Source organism: Streptomyces sp. NPDC050439, assembly GCF_040655335.1.
In the GTDB taxonomy this organism is placed as follows: domain Bacteria; phylum Actinomycetota; class Actinomycetes; order Streptomycetales; family Streptomycetaceae; genus Streptomyces.
Window position 1 is genome coordinate 88276 of sequence record NZ_JBFAJT010000011.1, and the last position, 22511, is coordinate 110786.

The window sequence follows — 22511 nt, forward strand, 5'->3', positions numbered from 1 at the left end:
CACTCACCCTGTGCAATGCTCACCGCTGTGGAGACCAGGTCCGTAAGTCCCGTGTTCGTCGGCCGTTCCGACGAGCTGGGCGTACTGAAAGACGCACTCGCCCGTGCCAAGGGGACGACCCCCGGCACGGGCGAGCCGCAGGCCTTGCTGCTCGGCGGCGAGGCCGGCGTCGGCAAGACCCGCCTCATCGAGGAGTTCACCGCGGCGGCCCACGCCGAAGGCGCCGTCGTCGCCCTTGGCGGCTGCGTCGAGATAGGCGCGGACGGCCTGCCCTTCGCCCCCTTCTCCAGCGCCCTGCGCTCCCTGCGCCGCCAGCTCCCCGACGAGGTGGACGCCGCCGCCGCCGACCAGGAGGGCGAGCTCGCCCGGCTCCTTCCCGAACTCGGCGAGGCACCGCAGCGCCGCCGGGGCACCGACGCCCAGCACGACGAGGAGGCCATGGCCCGCCTCTTCGAGCTGACCGTCCGCCTCCTGGAACGCCTGGCCACCGACCGCCCGGTGGTCGTCGCCCTGGAGGACCTGCACTGGGCCGACGCCTCCACCCGCCACCTCCTCGCCTACCTCTTCCGCACGCTGCGCAGCGGCCGCCTCGTCGTCGTCGCGACATACCGCGCCGACGACATCCACCGCCGCCACCCGCTGCGCCCGCTCCTGGCCGAGCTCGACCGCCTGCGCACGGTGCGACGCATCGAGCTGTCCCGCTTCAGCAAGATCGAGGTCGCCCGCCAGATGGCGGGAATCCTCAGCGCCGAGCCCGCGCAGAAGCTGGTGGACGACATCTTCGACCGCTCGGACGGCAACGCCTTCTTCGTCGAGGAGCTCGCGGTCGCCACGCATGGCGGCAGCTGCGCCGGCCTCACGGACTCCCTGCGCGATCTCCTGCTCGTACGCGTCGAGGAGCTGCCCGAGGACAGCCAGCGGGTGGCCAGGATCGTCGCCGAGGGCGGCTCGACCGTCGAGTACCCGCTGCTCGCCGCGGTCGCGGGCCTCGCGGAGGACGACCTGATCGAGGCGCTGCGGGCCGCCGTCGGCGCCAACATCCTGCTGCCGTCCCCCGACGGCGACGGCTACCGCTTCCGGCACTCCCTGGTGCGCGAGGCCGTCGGCGACGACCTGCTGCCCGGTGAGCGCTCCCGGATCAGCCGCCGCTTCGCCACGGTCCTGGAGGCCGACCCCTCACTCGTGGCCGCCGACCAGCGCGCCGCCCGCCTCGCCAGCTACTGGTATCACGCGCATGACGCCGCCAAGGCGCTCCCCGCGGTCCTGCGGGCCTCCGTCGAGGCCCGCCGCCGCTACGCGTACTCCGAGCAACTGCGCCTCCTCGAACGGGCGATGGAGCTGTGGGACGACGCCCCCGAGGACATACGCCTCGCACTGCGCCCCCTCGACTACGCCGAGGTCTACCCTCCCTGCGCCTGCGACCCCGCCACCACCCCCCTGCGCTACCTCGACCTCATGGCGGAGGCCGCCGTCGCGGGCCGCCTCAGCGGGGAGCGGGAACGCGCCCTGAAGATCACCAAGCGTGCGCTGCGGCTCCTCGAGGACGAGCAGGACCCCCTGCGCGCCGCCTGGTTCTGGATCCAGCGCTCCCGGCTCACCTCCACGCTCGCCCGCGGCGACGGCTGGGCGGAGATCGCCACCGCGCAGGACCTGGTCCGCGGCCTCCCGCCGTCCGAGGTGCACGCCGAGGTCCTCACGAACGTCGCCTCCTGGGGCATGCTCCACAACCCCGGCGCCGAGACCCTGGCCGCGGCCCAACGTGCCGTCGAATACGCCCGGATGGTCAAGGCCGAGGAGACCGAACTCAACGCCCGGCTCATCCTCGGCGGCCTCATGGTCGACGCGGGCGACGTCGAGGACGGGCTCGCGGAGATGTACGCGGTGCGGGACCGCTGCATGGAGCCGCCTCCCCTCGTCTCCCGTGTCCCGCACATCCACGTCAACCTGCCGTCCGTGCTCGAAGGGGCGGGCCGCTCCCTCGAATCCCTGGAGGTCGGCGAACAGGGCCTCGCGCTCTGCCGGAAGTACGGCCTCACGGACACCGAGAGCTGGGTCCAGGTCAACAAGGCGGAGACCCTTGTCTCGCTGGGCCGTTGGGACGAGGCGGTCGACGCGTCCGAGGCGGCCCGCCGCGGCGCGCTCAGCGTCAAACCGCGGGGCGGCGCGGCCCTGCAGCTCACCTCCGTCGCCCTCGGCCGCGGTGACATGGCCGAAGCCGCCGCCCAACTGGCCACGGCCCGCGCCCACTACGGCTCGCACGACCTGATGCCGCAGTACTCCCTGCCCATGGTCACCGCCGCCATCGGCATCGCCGCCGCCGACCCCGACCGCGCGGCCGGGGTCGCCGAGGCACGCGCCGAGCTCGAACGGGCCGTTGCCACGGGCTTCCCGCCCGGCACCCAGCGCTACACCTGGGCCCTGCTGCTCGCCGCCGCCACCTCGGAGGCCGAATCGCGCGGCCTGCCCGCCGCCGAGCCCGGCCGGGCCGAGGCCATCGACAGCATCCGCCGGGTCGCCAAGAACCTCCCCTCACCCGTGCCGGTCTGGGTCGCCCACGAGAAGTGGGTACGCGCGGAACTCCTGCGCGCCGAGGACCGCGACACCCCCGACGACTGGTCCGCCACGGTCACCGCCTTCGAACCCCTCGGCCGCCCCTACGACGTGGCGCGGGTCCGCCTCCGCCTCGCCGAGTCCCTCCTCGCGACCACTGCGGGGACGGGCCCGGCCACCGAAGCGGATCGCGAGCGCGCCGCCGGGCTGCTGAGACAGGCCCTCGAAACCGCCGAGGGGCTACGGGCCCGGCCCCTCGCCGAGTCCGTCGCCGGGCTCGCCCAGCGTGCCCGCCTCGTCCTGAACGACGACGATCACCACACCGCGAGCCCGCACCTCACGCCGGTCGACCCCGCCGAGGCCCTCGGCCTCACGAGCCGGGAGCGTGACGTGCTCCGCCGCGTCGCCGCCGGCCGCAGCAACCGGCAGATCGCCGAAGAGCTCTTCATCTCCCCGAAGACGGCGAGCGTCCACGTCTCCAACATCCTCGCCAAGCTGGGCGTCGCCGGCCGGGGCGAGGCGGCGGCCCTGGCCCACCGCCTGCGCCTGTTCCCCGCAGATCGCGCACAGTCCACGGGCTGACCTGCGCTTTCCCGCCCCCGGAGGGTTTCGCGGCCGCTCGCTTACGCTGGAAGGAGGAACCCGGCCGCCAGGAGGCGCAGTGTTCAACCCGATCGAGCTTTTCCAGCCCGGCCGCAAACACACGGACGACGAGCAGAAGCGGCTGGAACTGAGCCGGGTCGACGTGGCCGACGGCGACCCGAGCCGCGGCCCCATAGACCTGACCTCCGGCAAGGTAGTGGTGAGGGTCCCGCAGCAGCCGACCCAGGAGCCCCAGGAACCGGCCGCCGCAGCCGCCCCCGCCGACACCGCCGACACGCCCCCGGAGACCGCGGCGTACACCGAGCACCAGCGTTAGCCCAGCCCCACCCCCGGCGGTTCCCTACTTCACCGTCACCTCGAGAATCTTGTCGTCCCCCTTCTCCGGGGTGCCCCGGGAATCCGTTTCGTTCGTCACCAGCCACAGCTTGTCCTTGCCCGCCGCGACCACCGTGCGCAGGCGGCCGTGCTTGCCCTTCAGGAAGGACTGGGGCTCCACGGTGCCGTCCACGCCGCGGACCGGAATGCGCCAGAGGCGCTCGCCGCGCAGGCCCGCCATCCAGATCGACCCCTCGGCGTAGGCGATGCCGCTGGGGGAAGCGTCCGAGGTCTTCCACTGGGCCACCGGGTCGTCGTAGCCCTCCTCGTCGCCCTTGCCCTCCACCTCCGGCCAGCCGTAGTTGCCGCCGGCCTTGATTTCGTTCAGCTCGTCCCAGGTGTCCTGGCCGAACTCCGCCGCCCAGAGCCGCTTCTCCTCGTCCCAGGCCAGCCCCTGCACGTTCCGGTGGCCGTACGAATAGACGGGGGAGTCGTCGAAGGGGTTGCCGGGGGCCGGATCGCCGTCCGCGGTCAGGCGCAGGATCTTGCCGCCCAGTGACTTCTTGTCCTGGGCGAGACCGGTGTCACCCGTCTCGCCCGTGCCCGCGTACAGCATCTTGTCCGGGCCGAAGGCAATCCGGCCGCCGTTGTGGACCACGCCCTTGGGGATGCCCTTGAACACCGTGTCGGGCGCGCCCAGTTGCTCGCCGGAGGGCTTCTTCTCGTCGTACAACATGCGGCTGATGCGGTTGTCCGACTCGGTGGTGAAGTACGCGTAGACCATGTGATCCGACGCGTACGAGGGAGAGACGGCCAGGCCCATCAAGCCGCCCTCGCCCGCGGGGGAGACGCCGGGGACCGAGCCCAGCTCCGTCTTCTTGCCCGTCTCGCCGTCGACGCGGGTGATGGTCCCCTCGTCGCGCGAGGAAACCAGCAGGTCCCCGCCCGGCAGTGGTGCGAGGCCCCACGGCGACTTCAGGTTCTCGGTGAGTGTCTTGGTGACCGAGGCCGAGCCCTTTTTCGGCGGGGCGTCGCCGGCGCGCGCCTTGCCCGAGGGTGTCTCCTCCGGCCCCTCCGACTTCGCGGGGCTCGACTCGGCGCTCTTGCCGTTGTCCGGCGTGTCCGAGCCCCCGGACGAGCAACCGGCCGTGAGCACGAGGGCGGCGGCAGCCAATGCGGCCGTGACAGCAGTCCGTTGCACGATCAGGTTCCCTTCGACGCAGCGCTTCTACTGTTCATACACCGCTCGGTCCCCGCAGGTTCCCAACCCTGCTCCACCGTCTCGCGGATGCCACCGACCCGCGACCGTAAGCGACGAGCGGACGTCACTCCCAGGATCCCATCGCCGACGGCAGCGCAGCGATCTCGGCCAGGTCCGCCCCGGTCAGCCGCACCACCGCCGCCCCCGCGTTCTGCACCGCCCACCGCTCCCGCTTCGCCCCCGGTATCGGCACCACATCGCGGCCCTGCGCGAGCACCCACGCAAGCGCCACCTGCGCCGGAGTCGCCCCGTGCCGCTCGGCCACCCGGCGCAGACCCACCACCAGCGGCTGGTTGGCGGCCATCATCTCGGCGGTGAAACGCGGGTGCCGGGCCCGCAGGTCGTCCGGCTCGAAGCCCTGCCCCGGCGTCAACGTCCCCGTGAGGAAACCGTTCCCCAGCGGCATCGCCGCCAGGAAACCGATCCCGCGCGCCGCACACCACGGCAGCAGCGTCTCCAGGGCCTCGCGCGACCAGACCGAGAGCTCCGCCTCGACCGCGCTGACCGGAAAGACCTGCTGGATCCGCTCCAGCTGCCGGATCGTTCCCTCGTGCAGCCCCATGCCCTCGCGCCGGGAGGCCCGCGCCCCCACCGCGCACAGCCCGAGCGCCCGCACCTTCCCGGCGGCGACGAGCTCGGCCATCGCGCCCCAGGTCTCCTCGACGGGCACCTCGGGATCGGCGCGATGCAGCTGGTACAGGTCGATCGTCTCGGTCTGCAGCCGCCGCAGCGACGCGTCGCAGGCCCGCTTCACATAACCGGGGCGGCCGTTGGCGACGATGTGCTGCTCACCCACGAGGAGCCCGCACTTGGTGGACACGAAGGCCTCGGCCCGCCGCTCCTTCAACGCCCTGCCCACAAGCAGCTCATTGGTGAACGGCCCGTACATGTCCGCGGTGTCGAGGAGGGTCGAGCCCTGGTCGAGCGCGGCGTGCACGGTGCGCAGCGACTCCTCGCCCCGCTGCCGTGAGCCGGTGTACGCCCAGCTCATCGGCATGCAGCCGAGCCCGACCGCACCCACCTCGAGCGCTGCCGCGCCGATCGTCCTGCGGTCCACCTGGCCGTGCCCTCCCACCTCATGTCCGAGCGGCCCCCAACGTAACCTCTGCCTCCCTCCACGCGGCGTGCGCCCTCCGCGCATTAGCCTCCTGACCATGACGACAGACGTATGGCTCCCCTATGCCGAGGACGAGATCGAAGGCCTGCCCCCGGCAGCCGAAGCGGGGATCAACTACCGCTTCTGGGACGGCGGCGCGGACTTCCCCGCGGACCCGGCCGACTGCGCCTTCTATGTGGTGCCCTATCTGAAGGGTCCGGAGGTCGCCGTACGCCCCCTGCCGGAGATGACATCCGTGCGCGCCGTACAGACACTCTCCGCGGGCGTCGACCAGATGCGGTCCGGGCTCCAATACCTCGCGCCCGGCGTGCAGTTGTGCAACGCCAAGGGGGTGCACGAGGCCAGCACGGCGGAACTGACGCTCGCCCTGGTCCTCGCGTCGCTGCGGGGCATCCCCCGCTTCGTGGAAGGGCAGCGGCTGGAGGACTGGCGGTCCGGTTTCTATCCGGCGCTCGCCGACAAGTCCGTGCTGATCATCGGATACGGATCGATCGGTTCCGCCATCGAGGACAGGCTCGCCCCCTTCGAGTGCGCGCGGGTGGCGCGCGTCGCGCGCTCTGCCCGTGCCACGGAGCGCGGCCCCGTGCATCCGCTCGCCGAACTGCCGTCGCTGCTGCCCGACGCCGACGTGGTCATCCTCTCCACGCCCCTCACCGACACCACCCGAGGCCTGGTGGGCGCCGATTTCCTGGCCCGCATGAAGGACGGCGCACTGCTCGTGAACGTCGCGCGCGGCCCCGTCGTCGACACCAAGGCGCTCCTGGCCGAACTGGAGAGCGGCCGGATCACCGCCGCCCTCGATGTGACCGACCCGGAACCGCTGCCCGCAGGTCATCCCCTGTGGCAGGCTCCTGGAGTGCTCATCAGCCCGCACGTGGGCGGATCGACCTCCGCCTTCCAGCCACGCGCCAAGCGCCTGCTCGCCGCGCAGCTGACCCGTCACGTGGCCGGGGAACCCCTCGGCAACGTCGTCCTGACGACCGAGTAGGTCACCGAGCCACGGTCACTCAGGGACCGTTCGAGCACACTCCGCACCTGTTTGTGTGCGCCCCGTGTCCACAACACCTCCGACCGTCACGGAGCGTAGAGAAGCTATGTCCCTGAGTGACGAGACTGGTGTATCGTCCCGACAGGGGCTGCGCCGTGGAGAGTTCGTCGGCGCCGGGGACGAGACAGCAGACGCGAGGGGGGCGACGGGCGATGGACGGCCAATGGGCGAACCATCCGACGCGGCGAGGCCGCCGACGACGACTCTCACGCGGACCGGCGCCACGGATCAGGGCGGCCCGGTGAGCACCCGCCCGTCAGCCGCCACCGCCCTGGAGGGCGGCGGAGGGCTGACGGCGCCGATGCCGCCCGGCTCGCCGCTGACCCGGCGACCCGCCTCCGGCGCGAGCCTGGCCTCGCAGATCGCGCTCCTCGTGGTCTGCGGCGGGTATGCCACCGGAGCCGCGTTCGGCTGGGGATCACCCCGGGCCGCGCTGATCATGGGCGACTTCGGTCTGAGCATCGCGGCGGCGGCCGCGGCGGTCTCCTGTTTCCGCTACTCACGCACCCGGCGCAGCCGCTTTCGACCCGCATGGCTGCTGTTCGCGCTCTCCTCCGCGATGGCGGCCCTGGGCAACGGCGTATGGGGCTGGTACGAGGTCGTGCTCGAACAGCCCGTGCCGAGCCCGGGCCTCGCCGACCTGTTCTTCCTCTGCTTCGCGCCGCCCGCCATCATCGGCCTGCTCGTGCTCGCCAAGCGCCCGGTGACGAAGGCCGGTTGGGTCTGCCTGTCGCTCGACGCCTGGCTCATCGGCGGCTCACTGCTCACGCTCTCCTGGAGCCTCGCGCTCGCGCACACGGCACAGTTCGAGGGCCAGAGCGTCGCGCACGCCGCGCTCTCGCTCGCCTATCCGCTCCTCGACATCGCGCTGGTCAGCATGGTCCTCGCGCTGCACTTCAGACGGTCGTCCGCCAACCGCACGGCGGTGAACACGGCGATCGGCGCCCTCGCACTGACCGTCATGTGCGACGCGATGTTCACCTCGCCGCTCCTGCACGCCAGTTACCGCTCGGGGCAGATGCTGGACGCGGGCTGGTTCGCCGGCTCCCTGCTCCTCGCGTACGCGCCCTGGGCGGTGCCCTGGCACAAGCAGGGGGAGGACGCGCAACCGCACGCGCGCGTGCGCCGCGAGGACGCCCCCAAGGACGCCCGGTCCGCCCCCACCCGGCCCATCGCCGGGTCGCTGGCCGCACTGACGCCCTATCTGGCGGCCGCCGTATGCACGTTGGGAATCCTCTACAACGTGCTCAGCGGCCGCAGCGTCGACGAAGTGGTCCTCTTCACCGCGGGGACGGTCGTGCTCGCCCTGGTCGTGCGCCAGGGCATCATGCTCCTGGACAACATCACCCTCACCCAGGAACTGGCCCAGAAGGAGAACCACTTCCGCTCCCTGGTCCAGGGCTCCAGCGACGTCATCATGATCGCCGCGCCGAACGGCATACTCCACTACGTCAGCCCGGCCGCCTCAGGGGTCTACGGCCGCGAGGCCGAGGAGCTCGTCGGCTCCGAACTGGCCTCGCTCATGCACCCCGAGGACCTGGGCCGCGTGGTCCACGAAGTCCGCAGATTCCTCACCGCGAACCCCGCCGAAGAGCCCACGACCCGCATCGAGTGCCGCTTCAAGTCCGGCCACGGCGACTGGCTGAACGTGGAGTCCACGGTCAACCGCCACCAGGGCGGACTCCTCTTCAACAGCCGCGACGTCACCGAACGGGTGCGCCTGCAGGCGCAGTTGCAGCACAACGCCGAGCACGACCCCCTCACCGACCTGCCCAACCGCTCCCTGTTCACCCGCCGGGTGGGCCAGGCGCTCACCGGCCGCAGGGTCACCGACCGGGGCACCGCCGTGCTCTTCATCGATCTCGACGGGTTCAAGGCGGTCAACGACACCATCGGCCACCAAGCAGGAGACGAACTCCTGATCCAGGCGGCCCGCCGCCTTCAGGAGGCCGTCAGGTCCGGGGATTGCGCGGCCCGGCTTGGCGGCGACGAATTCGCCGCGCTCATCGTGGGTGACGGCACCCGCGACCAGGCCGCACGCGAGCAGCACATCTACGAACTCGCCGACCGTCTCAGAATCACCCTCTCCCAGCCCTACGCGATCGACGGGAACGACGTACGCGTGGCGGCTTCCATCGGCGTGGCCTTCGCCGAGCCCGGCATCGGCGCGGGCGAACTGCTGCGCAACGCCGACCTCGCGATGTACCGCGCCAAGGCCGCCGGAAAGGGCCGTGTCGAGCTGTACGCACCCCAGATGCAGGCCGACGTCGTGCGCAAGGCGGAGCTGGCGACACGGCTGCGCACCGCCCTGCACGACGGCGAGTTCGCGCTGCTCCACCAGCCGGTGGTCTCCCTGGACGACGGTCGCATCACCTCCGTCGCCGCCCAGGCGCGCTGGCGCTCGGCGCAGGGCATCCTCTTCACGCCCGCCGAGTTCCTGCGCGTGGCCGACTCGTCGGACGCCCAGGAGGGCGCCCGTACCGCCGAGCTGGGCCGCTGGGTGATCGAGGAGGCCGTCCAGCAGGCCGCCGAGCGCGGCCGCACGGGTCATGCGACGCCCGTCGCGGTCCGTATCAGCGCGCGCCGCCTCCTGGACCGCTCCATGCCGCTCGGGTCCATCGAGGCGCTCCTCACGCGGTACGGACTGCCGTCCGGGGCGCTCATCATCGAGCTCGCCGACAGCGACCCGCGGGTGTCCCTCGACGACCTGGAGCGCAGGCTGACCACCTTGCGCAGGCTCGGCGTACGGATCGCCCTCGACGGCTTCGGGAGCGGCTATGCCGCCATCACCGCACTGCGGCGGCTCCCCGTGGACGTACTGAAACTGGACCGCGGTCTCATCGAGGGTGTCGTCGAGTCCGCGCGGCTGCACAAGATCACCTCTGGTCTGCTGCGCATCGCCGGCGATCTGGGGCTGTGCTCGGTGGCCGACGGCGTCGATCTCCCGGAGCAGGTCATCGCCCTGCGCGCGATGGGCTGCACGCACGGGCAGGGCATGGCGTTCTCCGGTCCGCTCGACGAGTACCGCCTGCGCCGCGCGCTGTCGATCGGGCGGTATCCGGTCCCGCACGGGCCCGCGGAGCCGGTCCTCGCGGGCGGTCCGCAGGTGGCGTACGGGGGAGGTGTCGAGGCGTTCGCCCGCTCACATAATGAGACCCCCGTCCCACCTACTTGACAGGCACAGTGCGCCGGGGAGAGGGTCAATGCCATGCGCACCCGAATTCTCGTACTTGGAAAGCGCGTCGGCTGAAGCTGGGACCCACCGGTTCGAACTCCGGAATCCCTGCACCCGCTCCGACGCGCTCCCCTCGCTTGCCTCACGGCACGAGGGGTTTTTTGTTGCACAGGCACCTGCCAAATCCCCGCAAACACCCCGCAAAAACCCTCAGCTTCGAGAAGAGAATGCCGATGACCGAGCAGGCCACCGGGGCCCACCATCCGCAGCCGCGGCCCCGATCCTCAGGACAGCAGCCCGCCCCCGTCGAGCACGTCACGGGTGCGAAGTCCCTCATTCGTTCTCTCGAGGAAGTCGGGGCCGACACGGTATTCGGCATTCCCGGCGGTGCCATCCTTCCCGCGTACGACCCGATGATGGACTCCACCCGCGTCCGTCACGTCCTGGTCCGTCACGAGCAGGGCGCGGGCCACGCCGCCACCGGTTACGCGCAGGCCACCGGCAAGGTCGGGGTGTGCATGGCGACGAGCGGCCCCGGTGCCACCAACCTGGTCACCCCGATCGCCGACGCCCACATGGACTCCGTCCCCCTGGTCGCGATCACCGGCCAGGTGGCCTCCAAGGCCATCGGCACGGACGCCTTCCAGGAGGCGGACATCGTCGGCATCACGATGCCGATCACCAAGCACAACTTCCTGGTCACCAAGGCGGAGGACATCCCGGCGACGATCGCCGAGGCCTTCCACATCGCCTCCACGGGCCGCCCCGGACCGGTCCTGGTCGACATCGCCAAGGACGCACTCCAGGCGCAGACCACCTTCCAGTGGCCGCCCACCCAGGACCTGCCCGGCTACCGCCCGGTGACCAAGCCGCACGCCAAGCAGATCCGCGAGGCCGCCAAGCTGATCACCGCCGCCAAGCGGCCCGTCCTCTACGTCGGCGGCGGCGTCCTGAAGGCCCAGGCCACCGCCGAGCTGAAGGTTCTCGCAGAACTGACCGGAGCGCCCGTCACCACCACACTGATGGCGCTCGGCGCATTCCCCGACAGCCACCCGCTGCACGTGGGAATGCCGGGCATGCACGGTGCGGTCACCGCCGTCACCGCGCTGCAGAAGGCCGACCTGATCGTCGCCCTCGGAGCCCGCTTCGACGACCGCGTCACCGGCAAGCTGGACAGCTTCGCGCCCTTCGCGAAGATCGTCCACGCCGACATCGACCCGGCCGAGATCGGCAAGAACCGCGCCGCCGACGTGCCGATCGTCGGAGACGCCCGCGAGGTCATCGCCGACCTGATCCAGGCGGTCCAGGCCGAGCACACCGCCGGGGCGCAGGGCGACTACACCGCCTGGTGGGCCGACCTCAGCCGCTGGCGCGACACCTACCCCCTCGGCTACACCCAGCCCGAGGACGGTTCGCTCTCCCCGCAGCACGTCATCGAGCGCGTCGGCCAGCTCGCCCCCGAAGGCACGATCTTCGCGGCGGGCGTCGGCCAGCACCAGATGTGGGCCGCCCACTTCATCCAGTACGAGAAGCCCGCCACCTGGCTCAACTCCGGCGGCGCGGGCACGATGGGGTACGCGGTCCCGGCCGCGATGGGCGCCAAGGCCGGAGCACCCGACCGCACGGTCTGGGCGATCGACGGCGACGGCTGCTTCCAGATGACCAATCAGGAACTCACCACCTGCGCCCTGAACAACATCCCGATCAAGGTCGCCATCATCAACAACGGCGCCCTCGGCATGGTCCGCCAGTGGCAGACCCTGTTCTACAACCAGCGCTACTCCAACACCGTGCTGCACAGCGGTCCCGAGGACATCGGCCCCAACAAGGGCACCCGCGTCCCGGACTTCGTGAAGCTGTCGGAGGCGATGGGCTGCGTGGCGCTGCGCTGCGAGCGCCCCGAGGACCTCGACAAGGTCATCGCCGAGGCCAACGCCATCAACGACCGCCCCGTCGTGGTCGACTTCATCGTCCACGAGGACGCCCAGGTGTGGCCGATGGTCGCCGCCGGCACCTCGAACGACGAGGTCATGGCCGCCCGCGGGGTCCGCCCCGACTTCGGCGACAACGAAGACGACTGAGACCGGACGCGAAAGAGAGACCACGAGTCATGTCCACCAAGCACACGCTCTCCGTCCTGGTCGAGAACAAGCCCGGTGTCCTCGCACGGATCACCGCCCTGTTCTCCCGCCGCGGCTTCAACATCGACTCCCTGGCCGTGGGCGTCACCGAGCACCCCGACATCTCACGCATCACCATCGTCGTGAACGTCGAGGACCTGCCGCTCGAACAGGTCACCAAGCAGCTCAACAAGCTCGTCAATGTCCTGAAGATCGTCGAACTGGAGCCGGCCGGCGCCGTGGCGCGCGAACTGGTCCTCGCCAAGGTCCGCGCCGACAACGAGACGCGCTCGCAGATCGTCGAGATCGTCCAGCTGTTCCGCGCCAAGACCGTGGACGTCTCGCCCGAGGCGGTCACCATCGAGGCCACCGGATCCAGCGACAAGCTGGAGGCGATGCTCAAGATGCTGGAACCCTTCGGCATCAAGGAACTCGTCCAGTCCGGCACCATCGCCATCGGCCGCGGCTCCCGCTCCATCACGGACCGCAGCCTGCGGGCGCTCGACCGCTCGGCCTGAATCAGCCGGCCGAGCCGTCGGTCCCGCCCGTATGGCGAGACCTGAAAACTTTCTTCCCCCCGCCCGCCGTACGGTGGGTCGCAACACCAGCACACATAGGAGATTTCCAGTGGCCGAGCTGTTCTACGACGACGACGCCGACCTGTCCATCATCCAGGGCCGCAAGGTCGCGGTCATCGGATACGGCAGCCAGGGCCACGCCCACGCGCTGTCGCTCCGTGACTCGGGTGTCGACGTCCGTGTCGGTCTGCACGAGGGCTCCAAGTCCAAGGCCAAGGCCGAGGAGCAGGGCCTGCGCGTGGTGACTCCCTCGGAGGCCGCCGCCGAGGCCGACGTCATCATGATCCTGGTCCCGGACCCGATCCAGGCCCAGGTCTACGAGGAGTCCATCAAGGACAACCTCAAGGACGGCGACGCGCTGTTCTTCGGTCACGGCCTGAACATCCGCTTCGGCTTCATCAAGGCCCCCGAGGGCGTCGACGTCTGCATGGTCGCCCCGAAGGGCCCCGGCCACCTCGTCCGCCGTCAGTACGAGGAGGGCCGCGGCGTTCCGTGTATCGCGGCCGTCGAGCAGGACGCGACCGGCAACGGCTTCGCGCTGGCTCTCTCGTACGCCAAGGGCATCGGCGGCACGCGTGCGGGCGTCATCAAGACGACCTTCACCGAGGAGACCGAGACCGACCTGTTCGGTGAGCAGGCCGTGCTCTGCGGTGGTACCGCGGCGCTGGTCAAGGCGGGCTTCGAGACGCTGACCGAGGCCGGCTACCAGCCGGAGATCGCGTACTTCGAGTGCCTCCACGAGCTGAAGCTCATCGTCGACCTCATGTACGAGGGCGGCCTGGAGAAGATGCGCTGGTCGATCTCCGAGACCGCCGAGTGGGGCGACTACGTCACCGGTCCGCGCATCATCACGGACGCCACCAAGGCCGAGATGAAGAAGGTCCTGGGCGAGATCCAGGACGGCACGTTCGCCAAGCAGTGGATGGACGAGTACCACGGCGGTCTGAAGAAGTACAACGAGTACAAGACCGCGGACTCCGAGCACCTCCTGGAGACCACCGGCAAGGAGCTCCGCAAGCTCATGTCGTGGGTCGACGAAGAGGCCTGAGGCACCCCGGAAACGCCGGAGGGGGCGCTCTCCCTCCGGCGTTGTCCACCTCGTCCAGCCACGGACGAGTGATCCTTCCGCGGAGGCGTAAGACAGCCTCCGCCGCGCCACTAGACTGCTTTCAACATTCGCGTCGGGCCCACAGCGTCGTGCGTCTTCCACGCGGCTAAGCGACACCGCATGCGGCCGTCGGGACGGCCGTCCGCATTGGACTTGTGAGGACTCACGTGAGCACTGCTGCCAACGGCAAACCGGTCGTACTCATCGCTGAAGAGCTGTCGCCCGCCACTGTCGACGCTTTGGGCCCGGACTTCGAGATCCGGCAGTGCAACGGCGCGGACCGCGCCGAGCTGCTGCCCGCCATCGCCGACGTCGACGCGATTCTGGTCCGCTCCGCGACCAAGGTCGACGCCGAGGCCATCGCGGCCGCCAAGAAGCTGAAGGTCGTCGCCCGCGCGGGCGTGGGCCTGGACAACGTGGACGTGTCCGCCGCCACCAAGGCCGGCGTGATGGTGGTGAACGCACCCACCTCGAACATCGTCACCGCAGCCGAGCTCGCCTGTGGCCTGCTCATCGCCACCGCCCGCAACATCCCCCAGGGCAGCCAGGCCCTGAAGGCCGGCGAGTGGAAGCGCTCCAAGTACACGGGCGTCGAGCTCGCCGAGAAGACCCTCGGTGTCGTCGGTCTCGGCCGCATCGGTGCTCTTGTCGCCCAGCGCATGAGCGCCTTCGGCATGAAGGTCGTCGCCTACGACCCGTACGTGCAGCCCGCGCGTGCCGCGCAGATGGGCGTCAAGGTCCTCACGCTCGACGAGCTGCTCGAGGTCTCTGACTTCATCACCGTGCACCTGCCCAAGACCCCCGAGACGGTCGGTCTGATCGGTGACGAGGCCCTGCACAAGGTCAAGCCCGCCGTCCGCATCGTGAACGCCGCGCGCGGCGGGATCGTCGACGAGGAAGCGCTGTACTCGGCGCTGAAGGAGGGCCGCGTCGCGGGCGCCGGTCTGGACGTGTACGCGAAGGAGCCCTGCACGGACTCCCCGCTGTTCCAGTTCGACCAGGTCGTCTGCACGCCGCACCTCGGTGCCTCGACGGACGAGGCGCAGGAGAAGGCCGGTATCGCCGTCGCCAAGTCCGTGCGCCTCGCGCTCGCGGGCGAGCTCGTCCCGGACGCCGTGAACGTCCAGGGCGGCGTCATCGCCGAGGACGTGCGTCCCGGTCTGCCGCTCGCCGAGAAGCTCGGCCGCATCTTCACCGCCCTCGCGAGCGAGGTGGCCGCCCGCCTCGACGTCGAGGTGTACGGCGAGATCACCCAGCACGACGTGAAGGTGCTCGAACTGTCCGCGCTCAAGGGCGTGTTCGAGGACGTCGTCGACGAGACCGTGAGTTACGTGAACGCGCCTCTCTTCGCCCAGGAGCGTGGCGTCGAGGTCCGCCTCACCACGAGCTCGGAGTCCCCGGACCACCGCAACGTCGTGACGGTGCGCGGCACGCTGACCGGCGGCGAGGAGATCTCGGTCTCCGGCACGCTGGCCGGCCCCAAGCACCTGCAGAAGATCGTCGCCATCGGCGGGTACGACGTGGACCTGGCGCTCGCCGAGCACATGGTCGTCCTGCGGTACGCGGACCGTCCCGGTGTCGTCGGCACCGTCGGCCGCGTCCTCGGCGAGGCGGGCATCAACATCGGCGGCATGCAGGTCGCTCGCGCCGACGTCGGCGGGGAGGCCCTTGCCGTCCTCACGGTGGACGACACTGTGCCGCAGTCGGTCCTCAACGAGCTGGCCGAGGAGATCGGCGCGGAGTCCGCGCGTGCGGTGAACTTGACCGACTAGGGGACCCCGAAGCCTCGGCCGCCGGTTCATCACCGGCTCCGCCGAGTTCGTCCTCAAGCGCCGGACGGGCTGGACATCTCCAGCTCGTCCGGCGTTTTCCGTGCGGGCTCGGACCGCCGCAGCGTCACGGCCGCCAGTACCGCCGACGCGAGCAGCAGCACCGCCCCCGCGAGCGCCGCGACATGCATCCCGCTCGTGAACGCCTCCCGGGCCGTGTCGACCAGAGTGGCAGCCGCCTTGTCCGGCATCTCGCGGGCCACCGCCAGCGCGCCGCCCAGCGTCTCGTGGGCCTCGGCCGGGGCCGTGTCCGCGATCTCGTTCCGGTAGACCGCGTTGCCGATGGAGCCGAGCAGGGCCATGCCGAGCGCGCCGCCGAACTCCTGGCCCGTCTCCAGGAGCGATGAGGCGGAGCCGGCCTTCTCCGCCGGGGCCGAACCCAGGGCCAGATCGGTGAGTTGAGAGCCGACGATCACGGCGCCGCAGGCGAGGAGCCCGGCGGCCGTGAGGACCGTCCACATCGAGTCCGTGCCGGTCAGGGCCAGCAGGCCGAATCCGCACGCCGAGACGGCGAAGCCGGACGAGACGACATGGGCGCGGTTCATCCCCCGCTGCACCATGGCCGTGGCGACCGGAGCGGCGAAGCCGATGAGGACCGAGGGGAGCAGGGCCCACAGGGCGGCTTCCATGGCGCTCTTGCCGAGGACCGACTGCAGGTACTGCGTGGTGAAGTAGGCCGAACCCATCATCGCCAGCGCGGAGACGAGGTTCAGGAGGACGGCGGGGGCGAAGCCGCGGCCCCGGAACAGCGCGGGGGAGATCAGCGGGGATTCGGCCGTGCGCTGGCGGTGCACGAAGAGGGCGGCGAAGGCGAGGCCGACGGCGAGCGACGCGACGTACACGGGGTCGGGGCCCTCGGCGGCGATCTCCTTGACGCCGTAGACGACGGGCAGCACGGCGGCCATGGACAGCGGGACGCTCAGCAGGTCGAAGCGGCCCGGCCGCGGGTCCCTGGACTCCGGGATGAGGACCGGGGCGAGGATCAGGAGCAGCACCATCGCGGGCAGGTTGACCAGGAAGACCGAGCCCCACCAGAAGTGCTCGACGAGGATGCCGCTCATCACCGAGCCGAGCGCGACCCCGGCGACCATCACGCCGCTCCAGATGCCGATCGCCTTCGCGCGCTGCCCGGCATCGCGGAACATGGTGCGGACGAGGGCCATCGTGGACGGCATCAGAGTCGCGCCGCCGATGCCGAGGACCGCGCGGGCCGCGATGAGCAGCTCGGCGCTGCCCGCGTAGGCGGCGGTCAGGGAAGCCGCGCCGAAGGCGAGCGCCCCGAACATGAGCAGCTTGCGGCGGCCGATGCGGTCGCCGAGCGACCCCATCGTCATGAGCAGGCCCGCGAGGACGAACGCGTAGATGTCGAAGATCCACAGCTGCTGGGTGCCGCTCGGCTCCAGGTCGGCGCTGATCGCCGGTACCGCGAAGTAGAGGACCGAGACGTCCATGGAGACCAGGAGCAGCGGCAGCATCAGGACGGCGAGAGCGGTCCACTCCTTGCGGCCCGCGCGCTCGGGGACCGCCGAATTCGCTTGGTCGTGCGTCGAGTTCGTCATGCCGAGGACTGTACGAGCGTCATAAACACTTGTCTAGTACGAGCGTATAAAACAAGCGTCTAGTACGTGCGTATGGACGGGCGGTACGCTGGCGCGCATGGGACACCGTGAGGATCTGCTCGAAGGCGCCAAGCGCTGCCTGCTGGCGAAGGGCTTCGTGAGCACGACGGCCCGTGACCTCGTGAAGGAGTCGGGCACGAATCTGGCATCGATCGGCTACCACTACGGGTCCAAGGACGCGCTCCTCGTGGAGGCGTTCATCGCGCTGGTCGAGAAGGCCGGCGATGGTTTCGACGACGCTCCCGCAAGGGAGAGCGGGACGAGCGGCGAGACGAAGGGTGGCTCGCTGGAGCGTTTCGAGCAGATCTGGGCGAACGTCCTGCGCGACTTCCCCCAGTCCCGCTCCATCTGGATGCTGACCTTCGAGGTCATCACCCAGGGGGAGCGCCTCGCCGGGGTGCGCGAGCTGCTGGTCAAGGCGCAACGGGAGGGCCGCAGCGGGCTCGCGGCGGCCTTCACCGGGATCGAGGAGAGCGACATCCCCGACGACGTGGTGGAGACCGAGGGCCGCCTCTACACGACGCTGCTCAACGGCCTGATGGTGCAGTGGCTCTTCGACCCGCAATCGGCGACCACGGCCGAGCAGTTGACCGAGGGGATGCGGCGGGTCATGGGGCGCATGTCCGAGGAGTGAGGCGGACGGCCGGGGAGAGGAACGAGAGGAGCGGTGCGGGCGGCTGGTGAGCCGCCCGCACCGCTCCTCTCATGCTGCTGAGACGTCCTTGGCTACCACTTCATGCAGGCGCGGGGGACGTACCCCTTCTTGTTCGTGCTGTTCGTGATGCCGTAGAGCCATTCGGTGCTCGTCTTGCCGCAGAGCGTGTACTTCTGGCCCTTGATCGACTTGCCGTCGTTGCAGATGAAGCCCTTCTGGCCCTTGGCCCACAGGCCGACGGCCGTGGCGCTCAGCTTCGGCGACGTCCGAATCTTGACGCTTTCCTTGGCCGGCACGTTCGTGAGGCCGTTGCCGCAGCTGGGCGCCGCGGTGGCGGACACGGGCGCCGAGGGCGTCTGCGCCACGGCGATGCCGCCCGTCAGGGTGGTGCCGACGAGGGCCGCGGCGGCGACGGCAGGTGCCAACAACTTGAATCGCATGGGGTGTTAGGTCTCCCTGTGGAGTGGTGCCTGAGTGATCAAGGCGAGACGCTACCCGGCCATGGTCACGTCAGAAGCCGCCTGTAGCCGTGCTCTTACAGTCGTGACGCCTTCAGGACCATGTGCAGGAGCAGGCGGTCCTCGCCGTCGTCCAGGTCCAGGGTCGTGAGTTGCTCCACGCGGGAGAGGCGGTAGTAGAGCGTCTGGCGGTGGATTCCCAACTCCGCCGCCGCGCGGCCCGCTTGGCCCGCGCAGTCCAGGAACACCTCTGCGGTGCGGGCGAGTTCGCGGTGGGCGGGGGAGAGCAGGGCGCGGGCCGCCGGGTCCTGTGCCGCCTCCGCGGGCAGGGAGGTCAGCAGGCGGTAGGGGCCCACCTGCGACCACTGGGCCACCGGGGCGAAGCGGGGTTCGGCGCGGGCCGCGCGGGCCGCCGTCGACGCCTCCCACCAGGCCGCGCCCAGCTCGTCCAGGCCGTGCCGGGCGTTCGCGATGCCCGCCGCCGCGTGCGGTGCCGTCTCCAGGAGCCGAGTGGCCGCCGAGACCGCCGGGGTCGGTACGTCCGCCGAGCGCAGCCGGACCAGGATCGCCAGGCTCTGGCCCGCCGTGCCCCACGGCACGGTGCACAGGGCCGTCGCCCCCTGCACCGTACGGACGGAAGGGGCGGAGTCCGGGTCGGCGGAGGGCCACGGGGCCACGCACACCACCGCGTGCAGGCCCTCGGCGCGCGGGCCGAGCGCCGTGCGCAGGTCGGCCACGGCCATGTCCCGCTGCCAGCCCCGCTCGGCGGTGAGGACGGCCCGGAACTCCCGGGTCAGATCGGCGCCCGCCTGCACCTCGTCGGCAAGGAGTGCGCCGATGCGGGCGGCGACCTCCATGGCGGCGGTCAGCTGGGCGTCCGTGGGCCCGGAATCGTCGTCGAGCAGCCATACGTAACCCAGGGCGAACCCCCGATGCCGTACGGGAAGGCAGATCCGCCCGCGGTGGACGCCCGCCTCCGGAGTGGGCGGGATGCGGACCGGCCCCGTCGCGCGCGTGATGCCGAAGCTCTCGAACCAGGTGCGGACCCCCGCCGTCGAGCGGCGCGTGAGGATCGAGCGGGTGCGCACCGGGTCGAGCGCCGCCGCGTCGAAGTCGCTGTCGCCGCCGCTGTCGTGCGCGCCGAAGGCGATCAGCTCGAAATCGCGGTTCTCCAGCGTCGCGGGCGCGCCGAGCAGGGCTGAGATCTCGTCGACCAGTTCCTGGTAATCGCCTTTCACGCTGTCCATTCTGACGTAGTTCGCCCCCCGCTTCAGACAGATGTCTGAGATCCAGGGCACGGATGCGTGACAGGTGTCGATGGCCCCGGATCGGAGGGATCCTTAAGTTTCACGGTGGTTCTCCGTGCCGTACCGCTTCGTTACGCATATCCAGGTACGGCCCTGTTTCTACTCTCCGTGGAGGTGCCCGTGCTGGGTCCCGTGATCCTCGCCGCGTCGCGCAGCGACCAGATGCGCCGCTTCGTCTCTGCGGCCCCGGGCACCAAGCAGGTCGTGAGCCGCTTCATCGCCGGTGAGACCGTCGACCAGGTCGTGCCGATCATCACGGACGCCGCCGACAAGGGCCTCGAGGTCACCCTCGACGTCGTCGGCGAGGACATCACCACGCCCGAGCAGGCCGCCGCCGCGCGCGACGCCTACCTGGAGCTCGTCGAGCGCCTCAAGGACCTCGGCCTCGGCACGAAGGCCGAGATGTCCGTCAAGCTGTCCATGTTCGGCCAGGCGCTGGAAGGCGGGCACGAGCTCGCCCTCGGCAACGTCCGCCCGGTCGTCGAGGCCGCCGCCGCCATCGGCACCACGGTCACCCTGGACGCCGAGGACCACACCACCCTCGACTCGATGTTCGCCATCCACGAGGAGCTGCGGAAGGACTTCCCGCAGACCGGCTGCGTCATCCAGTCCTACCTCTTCCGCACCGAGGACGACGCCCGCCGCCTGGCCGCCGCGGGCAGCCGCGTCCGCATCGTGAAGGGCGCCTACAAGGAGCCCGCCGAGGTCGCGTACCAGGACAAGGCCGAGATCGACAAGGCGTACGTGCGGATCATGCGCATCCTCATGGAGGGTGACGGGTACCCGATGATCGGGTCCCACGACCCGCGCCTGATCTCCATCGCCCAGGAGCTCGGCCGCCGTGCCGGTCGCAAACTGGACGAGTACGAGTTCCAGATGCTGTACGGCATCCGCAGCGACGAGCACCTGCGGCTCGCGGCCGAGGGCCACCGGATGCGCGTGTACACCGCCTACGGCACCGACTGGTACGGATACTTCATGCGCCGCCTCGCGGAGAAGCCGGCCAACCTGCTCTTCTTCGCCCGCTCCATCCTCACCAAGGGCTGAGCGCTCCTCTCCCGACTTCCCCCGACCCCCCTTAAGGAGAACGGAACTCATGGACGCCGTCACCCAGGTCCCCGCGCCGGTCAACGAGCCGGTGCACGGCTACGCCCCCGGTTCCCCGGAGCGTGCCCGTCTCGAGACCAAGCTCAAGGAGCTCTCCGAGAACCCCATCGAGCTGCCGATGACCATCGGCGGCGTCAAGCGCCTCGGTGGCGGTGAGCCCTTCAAGGTCGTGCAGCCGCATAACCACCAGGCCGTCATCGGCACCGGCCGCGGCGCCACCAAGCAGGACGCCCAGGACGCGGTCGACGCCGCGCTCGCCGCCGCCCCGGCCTGGCGCGCGATGTCCTTCGACGACCGCGCCGCGATCATCCTGCGCGCCGCCGAGCTGCTTTCCACGACGTGGCGCGAGACCCTCGCCGCCTCGACGATGCTCGGCCAGTCGAAGACCGCCCAGCAGGCCGAGATCGACACGCCCTGCGAGCTCATCGACTTCTGGCGCTTCAACGTCAAGTACGCCCGTGACCTGCTCGCCGAGCAGCCCCCGGCGAACGCGACCGGCGTCTGGAACCGCCTGGACCACCGCCCGCTCGAGGGCTTCGTCTACGCGATCACCCCCTTCAACTTCACCGCCATCGCGGGCAACCTCCCCACCGCCCCGGCCCTGATGGGCAACGTGGTCGTGTGGAAGCCGTCCCCGACGCAGACGCACGCCGCCGTGCTGCTCATGCAGCTCCTGGAAGAGGCCGGTCTGCCCAAGGGCGTCATCAACCTCGTCACCGGTGACGGCATCGCCGTCTCCGAGGTGGCCCTGACCCACCGCGACCTGGCGGGCATCCACTTCACCGGCTCGACCCCGACCTTCCAGCACCTGTGGAAGACGGTCGGCGAGAACATCGCCAACTACCGCACGTACCCGCGCCTGGTCGGCGAGACCGGCGGCAAGGACTTCGTCGTCGCGCACCCGTCCGCGGACCGCGCCATCCTGAAGACCGCGCTGACCCGCGGCTCCTTCGAGTTCCAGGGCCAGAAGTGCAGCGCCTCGTCGCGTGCGTACGTCCCGGCCTCGATCTGGAACGACGGCTTCAAGGAGGAGTTCGCGGCCGAGGTCGACGGCATCAAGATGGGTGACGTCACCGATCTGTCGAACTTCATCGGCGCCGTCATCGACGAGCGCGCGTTCGCCAAGAACAAGGCGGCCATCGACCGCGCCGCGGCCGACCCGACCTGCACGATCGTCGCGGGCGGCACGTACGACGACTCGGTGGGCTACTTCGTCCGTCCGACGGTCGTCGAGTGCTCGGACCCGGCCAACGAGGTCTTCACGACCGAGTACTTCGGCCCGTTCCTGGCGATCCACGTCTACGAGGACGACAAGTACGAGGAGATGCTGACCCAGATGGAGTCGGCCTCGGACTACGCCCTCACCGGCTCGGTCATCGCGGGCGACCGCGCCGCCGCCGCGCACACGATGGAGAAGCTCCGCTACGCCGCGGGCAACTTCTACATCAACGACAAGTCGACCGGCGCCGTCGTCGGCCAGCAGCCCTTCGGCGGCGGCCGTGCCTCCGGCACCAACGACAAGGCCGGCGCCCCGCAGAACCTGCAGCGCTGGACGCTGACCCGCGCCATCAAGGAAACGCTGGTCCCGCCGACGGAGTACTCGTACCCGCACATGGGCTGACGCCCCCAGGGGCCTCGACGCCCCCTCTGAACCCCGCCTC

The 22511-nt window shown here is 70.5% G+C and carries 16 protein-coding genes; 11 read left to right on the forward strand and 5 right to left on the reverse strand.

Features of this window, described 5'->3' with window-relative positions:
* Positions 1-15 precede the first annotated feature (15 nt).
* Complete coding sequence (locus tag AB0I66_RS36965; protein ID WP_363212449.1) at positions 16-3132, forward strand: AAA family ATPase; 3117 nt, start codon at positions 16-18, stop codon at positions 3130-3132.
* Between the two features lie 79 nt (positions 3133-3211).
* Positions 3212-3469: a DUF6191 domain-containing protein gene (locus AB0I66_RS36970; RefSeq protein ID WP_363212450.1), complete on the forward strand. Its 258-nt coding sequence runs from the start codon at positions 3212-3214 to the stop codon at positions 3467-3469.
* Positions 3470-3493: 24 nt separating this feature from the next.
* On the opposite strand, the gene AB0I66_RS36975 is transcribed toward AB0I66_RS36970, so the two are convergent.
* Positions 3494-4669: a PQQ-dependent sugar dehydrogenase gene (locus AB0I66_RS36975; RefSeq protein ID WP_363212451.1), complete on the reverse strand. Its 1176-nt coding sequence runs from the start codon at positions 4667-4669 to the stop codon at positions 3494-3496.
* Positions 4670-4793: 124 nt separating this feature from the next.
* Positions 4794-5786, reverse strand: a complete 993-nt coding sequence (locus tag AB0I66_RS36980) for an aldo/keto reductase (protein WP_363212452.1) — start codon at positions 5784-5786, stop codon at positions 4794-4796.
* 97 nt (positions 5787-5883) lie between these two features.
* Here AB0I66_RS36980 and AB0I66_RS36985 point away from each other — a divergent pair, with 97 nt between their 5' ends.
* The 6 genes from AB0I66_RS36985 (at position 5884) to serA (ending at position 15647) form a co-directional block, all read left to right on the forward strand.
* Entirely contained in the window at positions 5884-6834 is a 951-nt protein-coding gene (locus tag AB0I66_RS36985; RefSeq protein WP_363212453.1) for a 2-hydroxyacid dehydrogenase, read from the forward strand.
* A gap of 361 nt (positions 6835-7195) precedes the next feature.
* The gene (locus AB0I66_RS36990) at positions 7196-10069 is read left to right on the forward strand and encodes an EAL domain-containing protein (protein WP_363212663.1); all 2874 of its coding nucleotides are present in this window, start codon (positions 7196-7198) and stop codon (positions 10067-10069) included.
* 233 nt (positions 10070-10302) lie between these two features.
* The gene (locus tag AB0I66_RS36995; RefSeq protein WP_363212454.1) at positions 10303-12150 is read left to right on the forward strand and encodes an acetolactate synthase large subunit; all 1848 of its coding nucleotides are present in this window, start codon (positions 10303-10305) and stop codon (positions 12148-12150) included.
* 29 nt (positions 12151-12179) lie between these two features.
* Complete coding sequence (gene ilvN, locus AB0I66_RS37000; RefSeq protein ID WP_160507374.1) at positions 12180-12707, forward strand: acetolactate synthase small subunit; 528 nt, start codon at positions 12180-12182, stop codon at positions 12705-12707.
* A 109-nt stretch (positions 12708-12816) separates the two neighbouring features.
* Positions 12817-13815: a ketol-acid reductoisomerase gene (gene ilvC, locus AB0I66_RS37005; RefSeq protein ID WP_363212455.1), complete on the forward strand. Its 999-nt coding sequence runs from the start codon at positions 12817-12819 to the stop codon at positions 13813-13815.
* Between the two features lie 227 nt (positions 13816-14042).
* Complete coding sequence (serA, locus tag AB0I66_RS37010) at positions 14043-15647, forward strand: phosphoglycerate dehydrogenase (RefSeq protein WP_363212456.1); 1605 nt, start codon at positions 14043-14045, stop codon at positions 15645-15647.
* Positions 15648-15700: 53 nt separating this feature from the next.
* Here the strand turns inward: serA and AB0I66_RS37015 are convergent, their stop codons facing one another.
* Positions 15701-17263, reverse strand: a complete 1563-nt coding sequence (locus AB0I66_RS37015; protein WP_363212457.1) for an MFS transporter — start codon at positions 17261-17263, stop codon at positions 15701-15703.
* Between the two features lie 97 nt (positions 17264-17360).
* Between AB0I66_RS37015 and AB0I66_RS37020 the strand changes: the two genes are divergently transcribed.
* Positions 17361-17957 (forward strand): TetR/AcrR family transcriptional regulator, encoded by a 597-nt coding sequence (locus AB0I66_RS37020; RefSeq protein WP_363212458.1) that lies wholly within the window; start codon positions 17361-17363, stop codon positions 17955-17957.
* 92 nt (positions 17958-18049) lie between these two features.
* Here the strand turns inward: AB0I66_RS37020 and AB0I66_RS37025 are convergent, their stop codons facing one another.
* Both AB0I66_RS37025 and AB0I66_RS37030 read right to left on the reverse strand, forming a co-directional pair.
* The gene (locus AB0I66_RS37025; protein WP_363212459.1) at positions 18050-18418 is read right to left on the reverse strand and encodes a hypothetical protein; all 369 of its coding nucleotides are present in this window, start codon (positions 18416-18418) and stop codon (positions 18050-18052) included.
* 95 nt (positions 18419-18513) lie between these two features.
* Positions 18514-19683, reverse strand: coding sequence for a helix-turn-helix domain-containing protein (locus AB0I66_RS37030; protein ID WP_363212460.1), 1170 nt, complete (start codon positions 19681-19683; stop codon positions 18514-18516).
* Between the two features lie 180 nt (positions 19684-19863).
* On the opposite strand from AB0I66_RS37030, the gene AB0I66_RS37035 reads away from it, so the two are divergent.
* A complete protein-coding gene (locus AB0I66_RS37035; RefSeq protein WP_363212461.1) occupies positions 19864-20790 on the forward strand; it encodes a proline dehydrogenase family protein in 927 nt (308 codons plus the stop codon).
* 49 nt (positions 20791-20839) lie between these two features.
* Positions 20840-22471: an L-glutamate gamma-semialdehyde dehydrogenase gene (pruA, locus tag AB0I66_RS37040; RefSeq protein WP_363212462.1), complete on the forward strand. Its 1632-nt coding sequence runs from the start codon at positions 20840-20842 to the stop codon at positions 22469-22471.
* The last annotated feature ends 40 nt before the right edge of the window (positions 22472-22511 follow it).

Bases quoted from the DNA above. Each gene is read 5' to 3' on its own strand.
- AB0I66_RS36965 (WP_363212449.1), top strand. From the start codon at position 16: ATGCTCACCGCTGTGGAGACCAGGTCCGTAAGTCCCGTGTTCGTCGGC.
- AB0I66_RS36985 (WP_363212453.1), top strand. From the start codon at position 5,884: ATGACGACAGACGTATGGCTCCCCTATGCCGAGGACGAGATCGAAGGC.
- AB0I66_RS36990 (WP_363212663.1), top strand. From the start codon at position 7,196: ATGCCGCCCGGCTCGCCGCTGACCCGGCGACCCGCCTCCGGCGCGAGC.
- AB0I66_RS36995 (WP_363212454.1), top strand. From the start codon at position 10,303: ATGACCGAGCAGGCCACCGGGGCCCACCATCCGCAGCCGCGGCCCCGA.
- ilvN (WP_160507374.1), top strand. From the start codon at position 12,180: ATGTCCACCAAGCACACGCTCTCCGTCCTGGTCGAGAACAAGCCCGGT.
- AB0I66_RS37015 (WP_363212457.1), bottom strand. From the start codon at position 17,263: ATGACGAACTCGACGCACGACCAAGCGAATTCGGCGGTCCCCGAGCGC.
- AB0I66_RS37020 (WP_363212458.1), top strand. From the start codon at position 17,361: ATGGGACACCGTGAGGATCTGCTCGAAGGCGCCAAGCGCTGCCTGCTG.
- AB0I66_RS37025 (WP_363212459.1), bottom strand. From the start codon at position 18,418: ATGCGATTCAAGTTGTTGGCACCTGCCGTCGCCGCCGCGGCCCTCGTC.
- AB0I66_RS37030 (WP_363212460.1), bottom strand. From the start codon at position 19,683: ATGGACAGCGTGAAAGGCGATTACCAGGAACTGGTCGACGAGATCTCA.
- pruA (WP_363212462.1), top strand. From the start codon at position 20,840: ATGGACGCCGTCACCCAGGTCCCCGCGCCGGTCAACGAGCCGGTGCAC.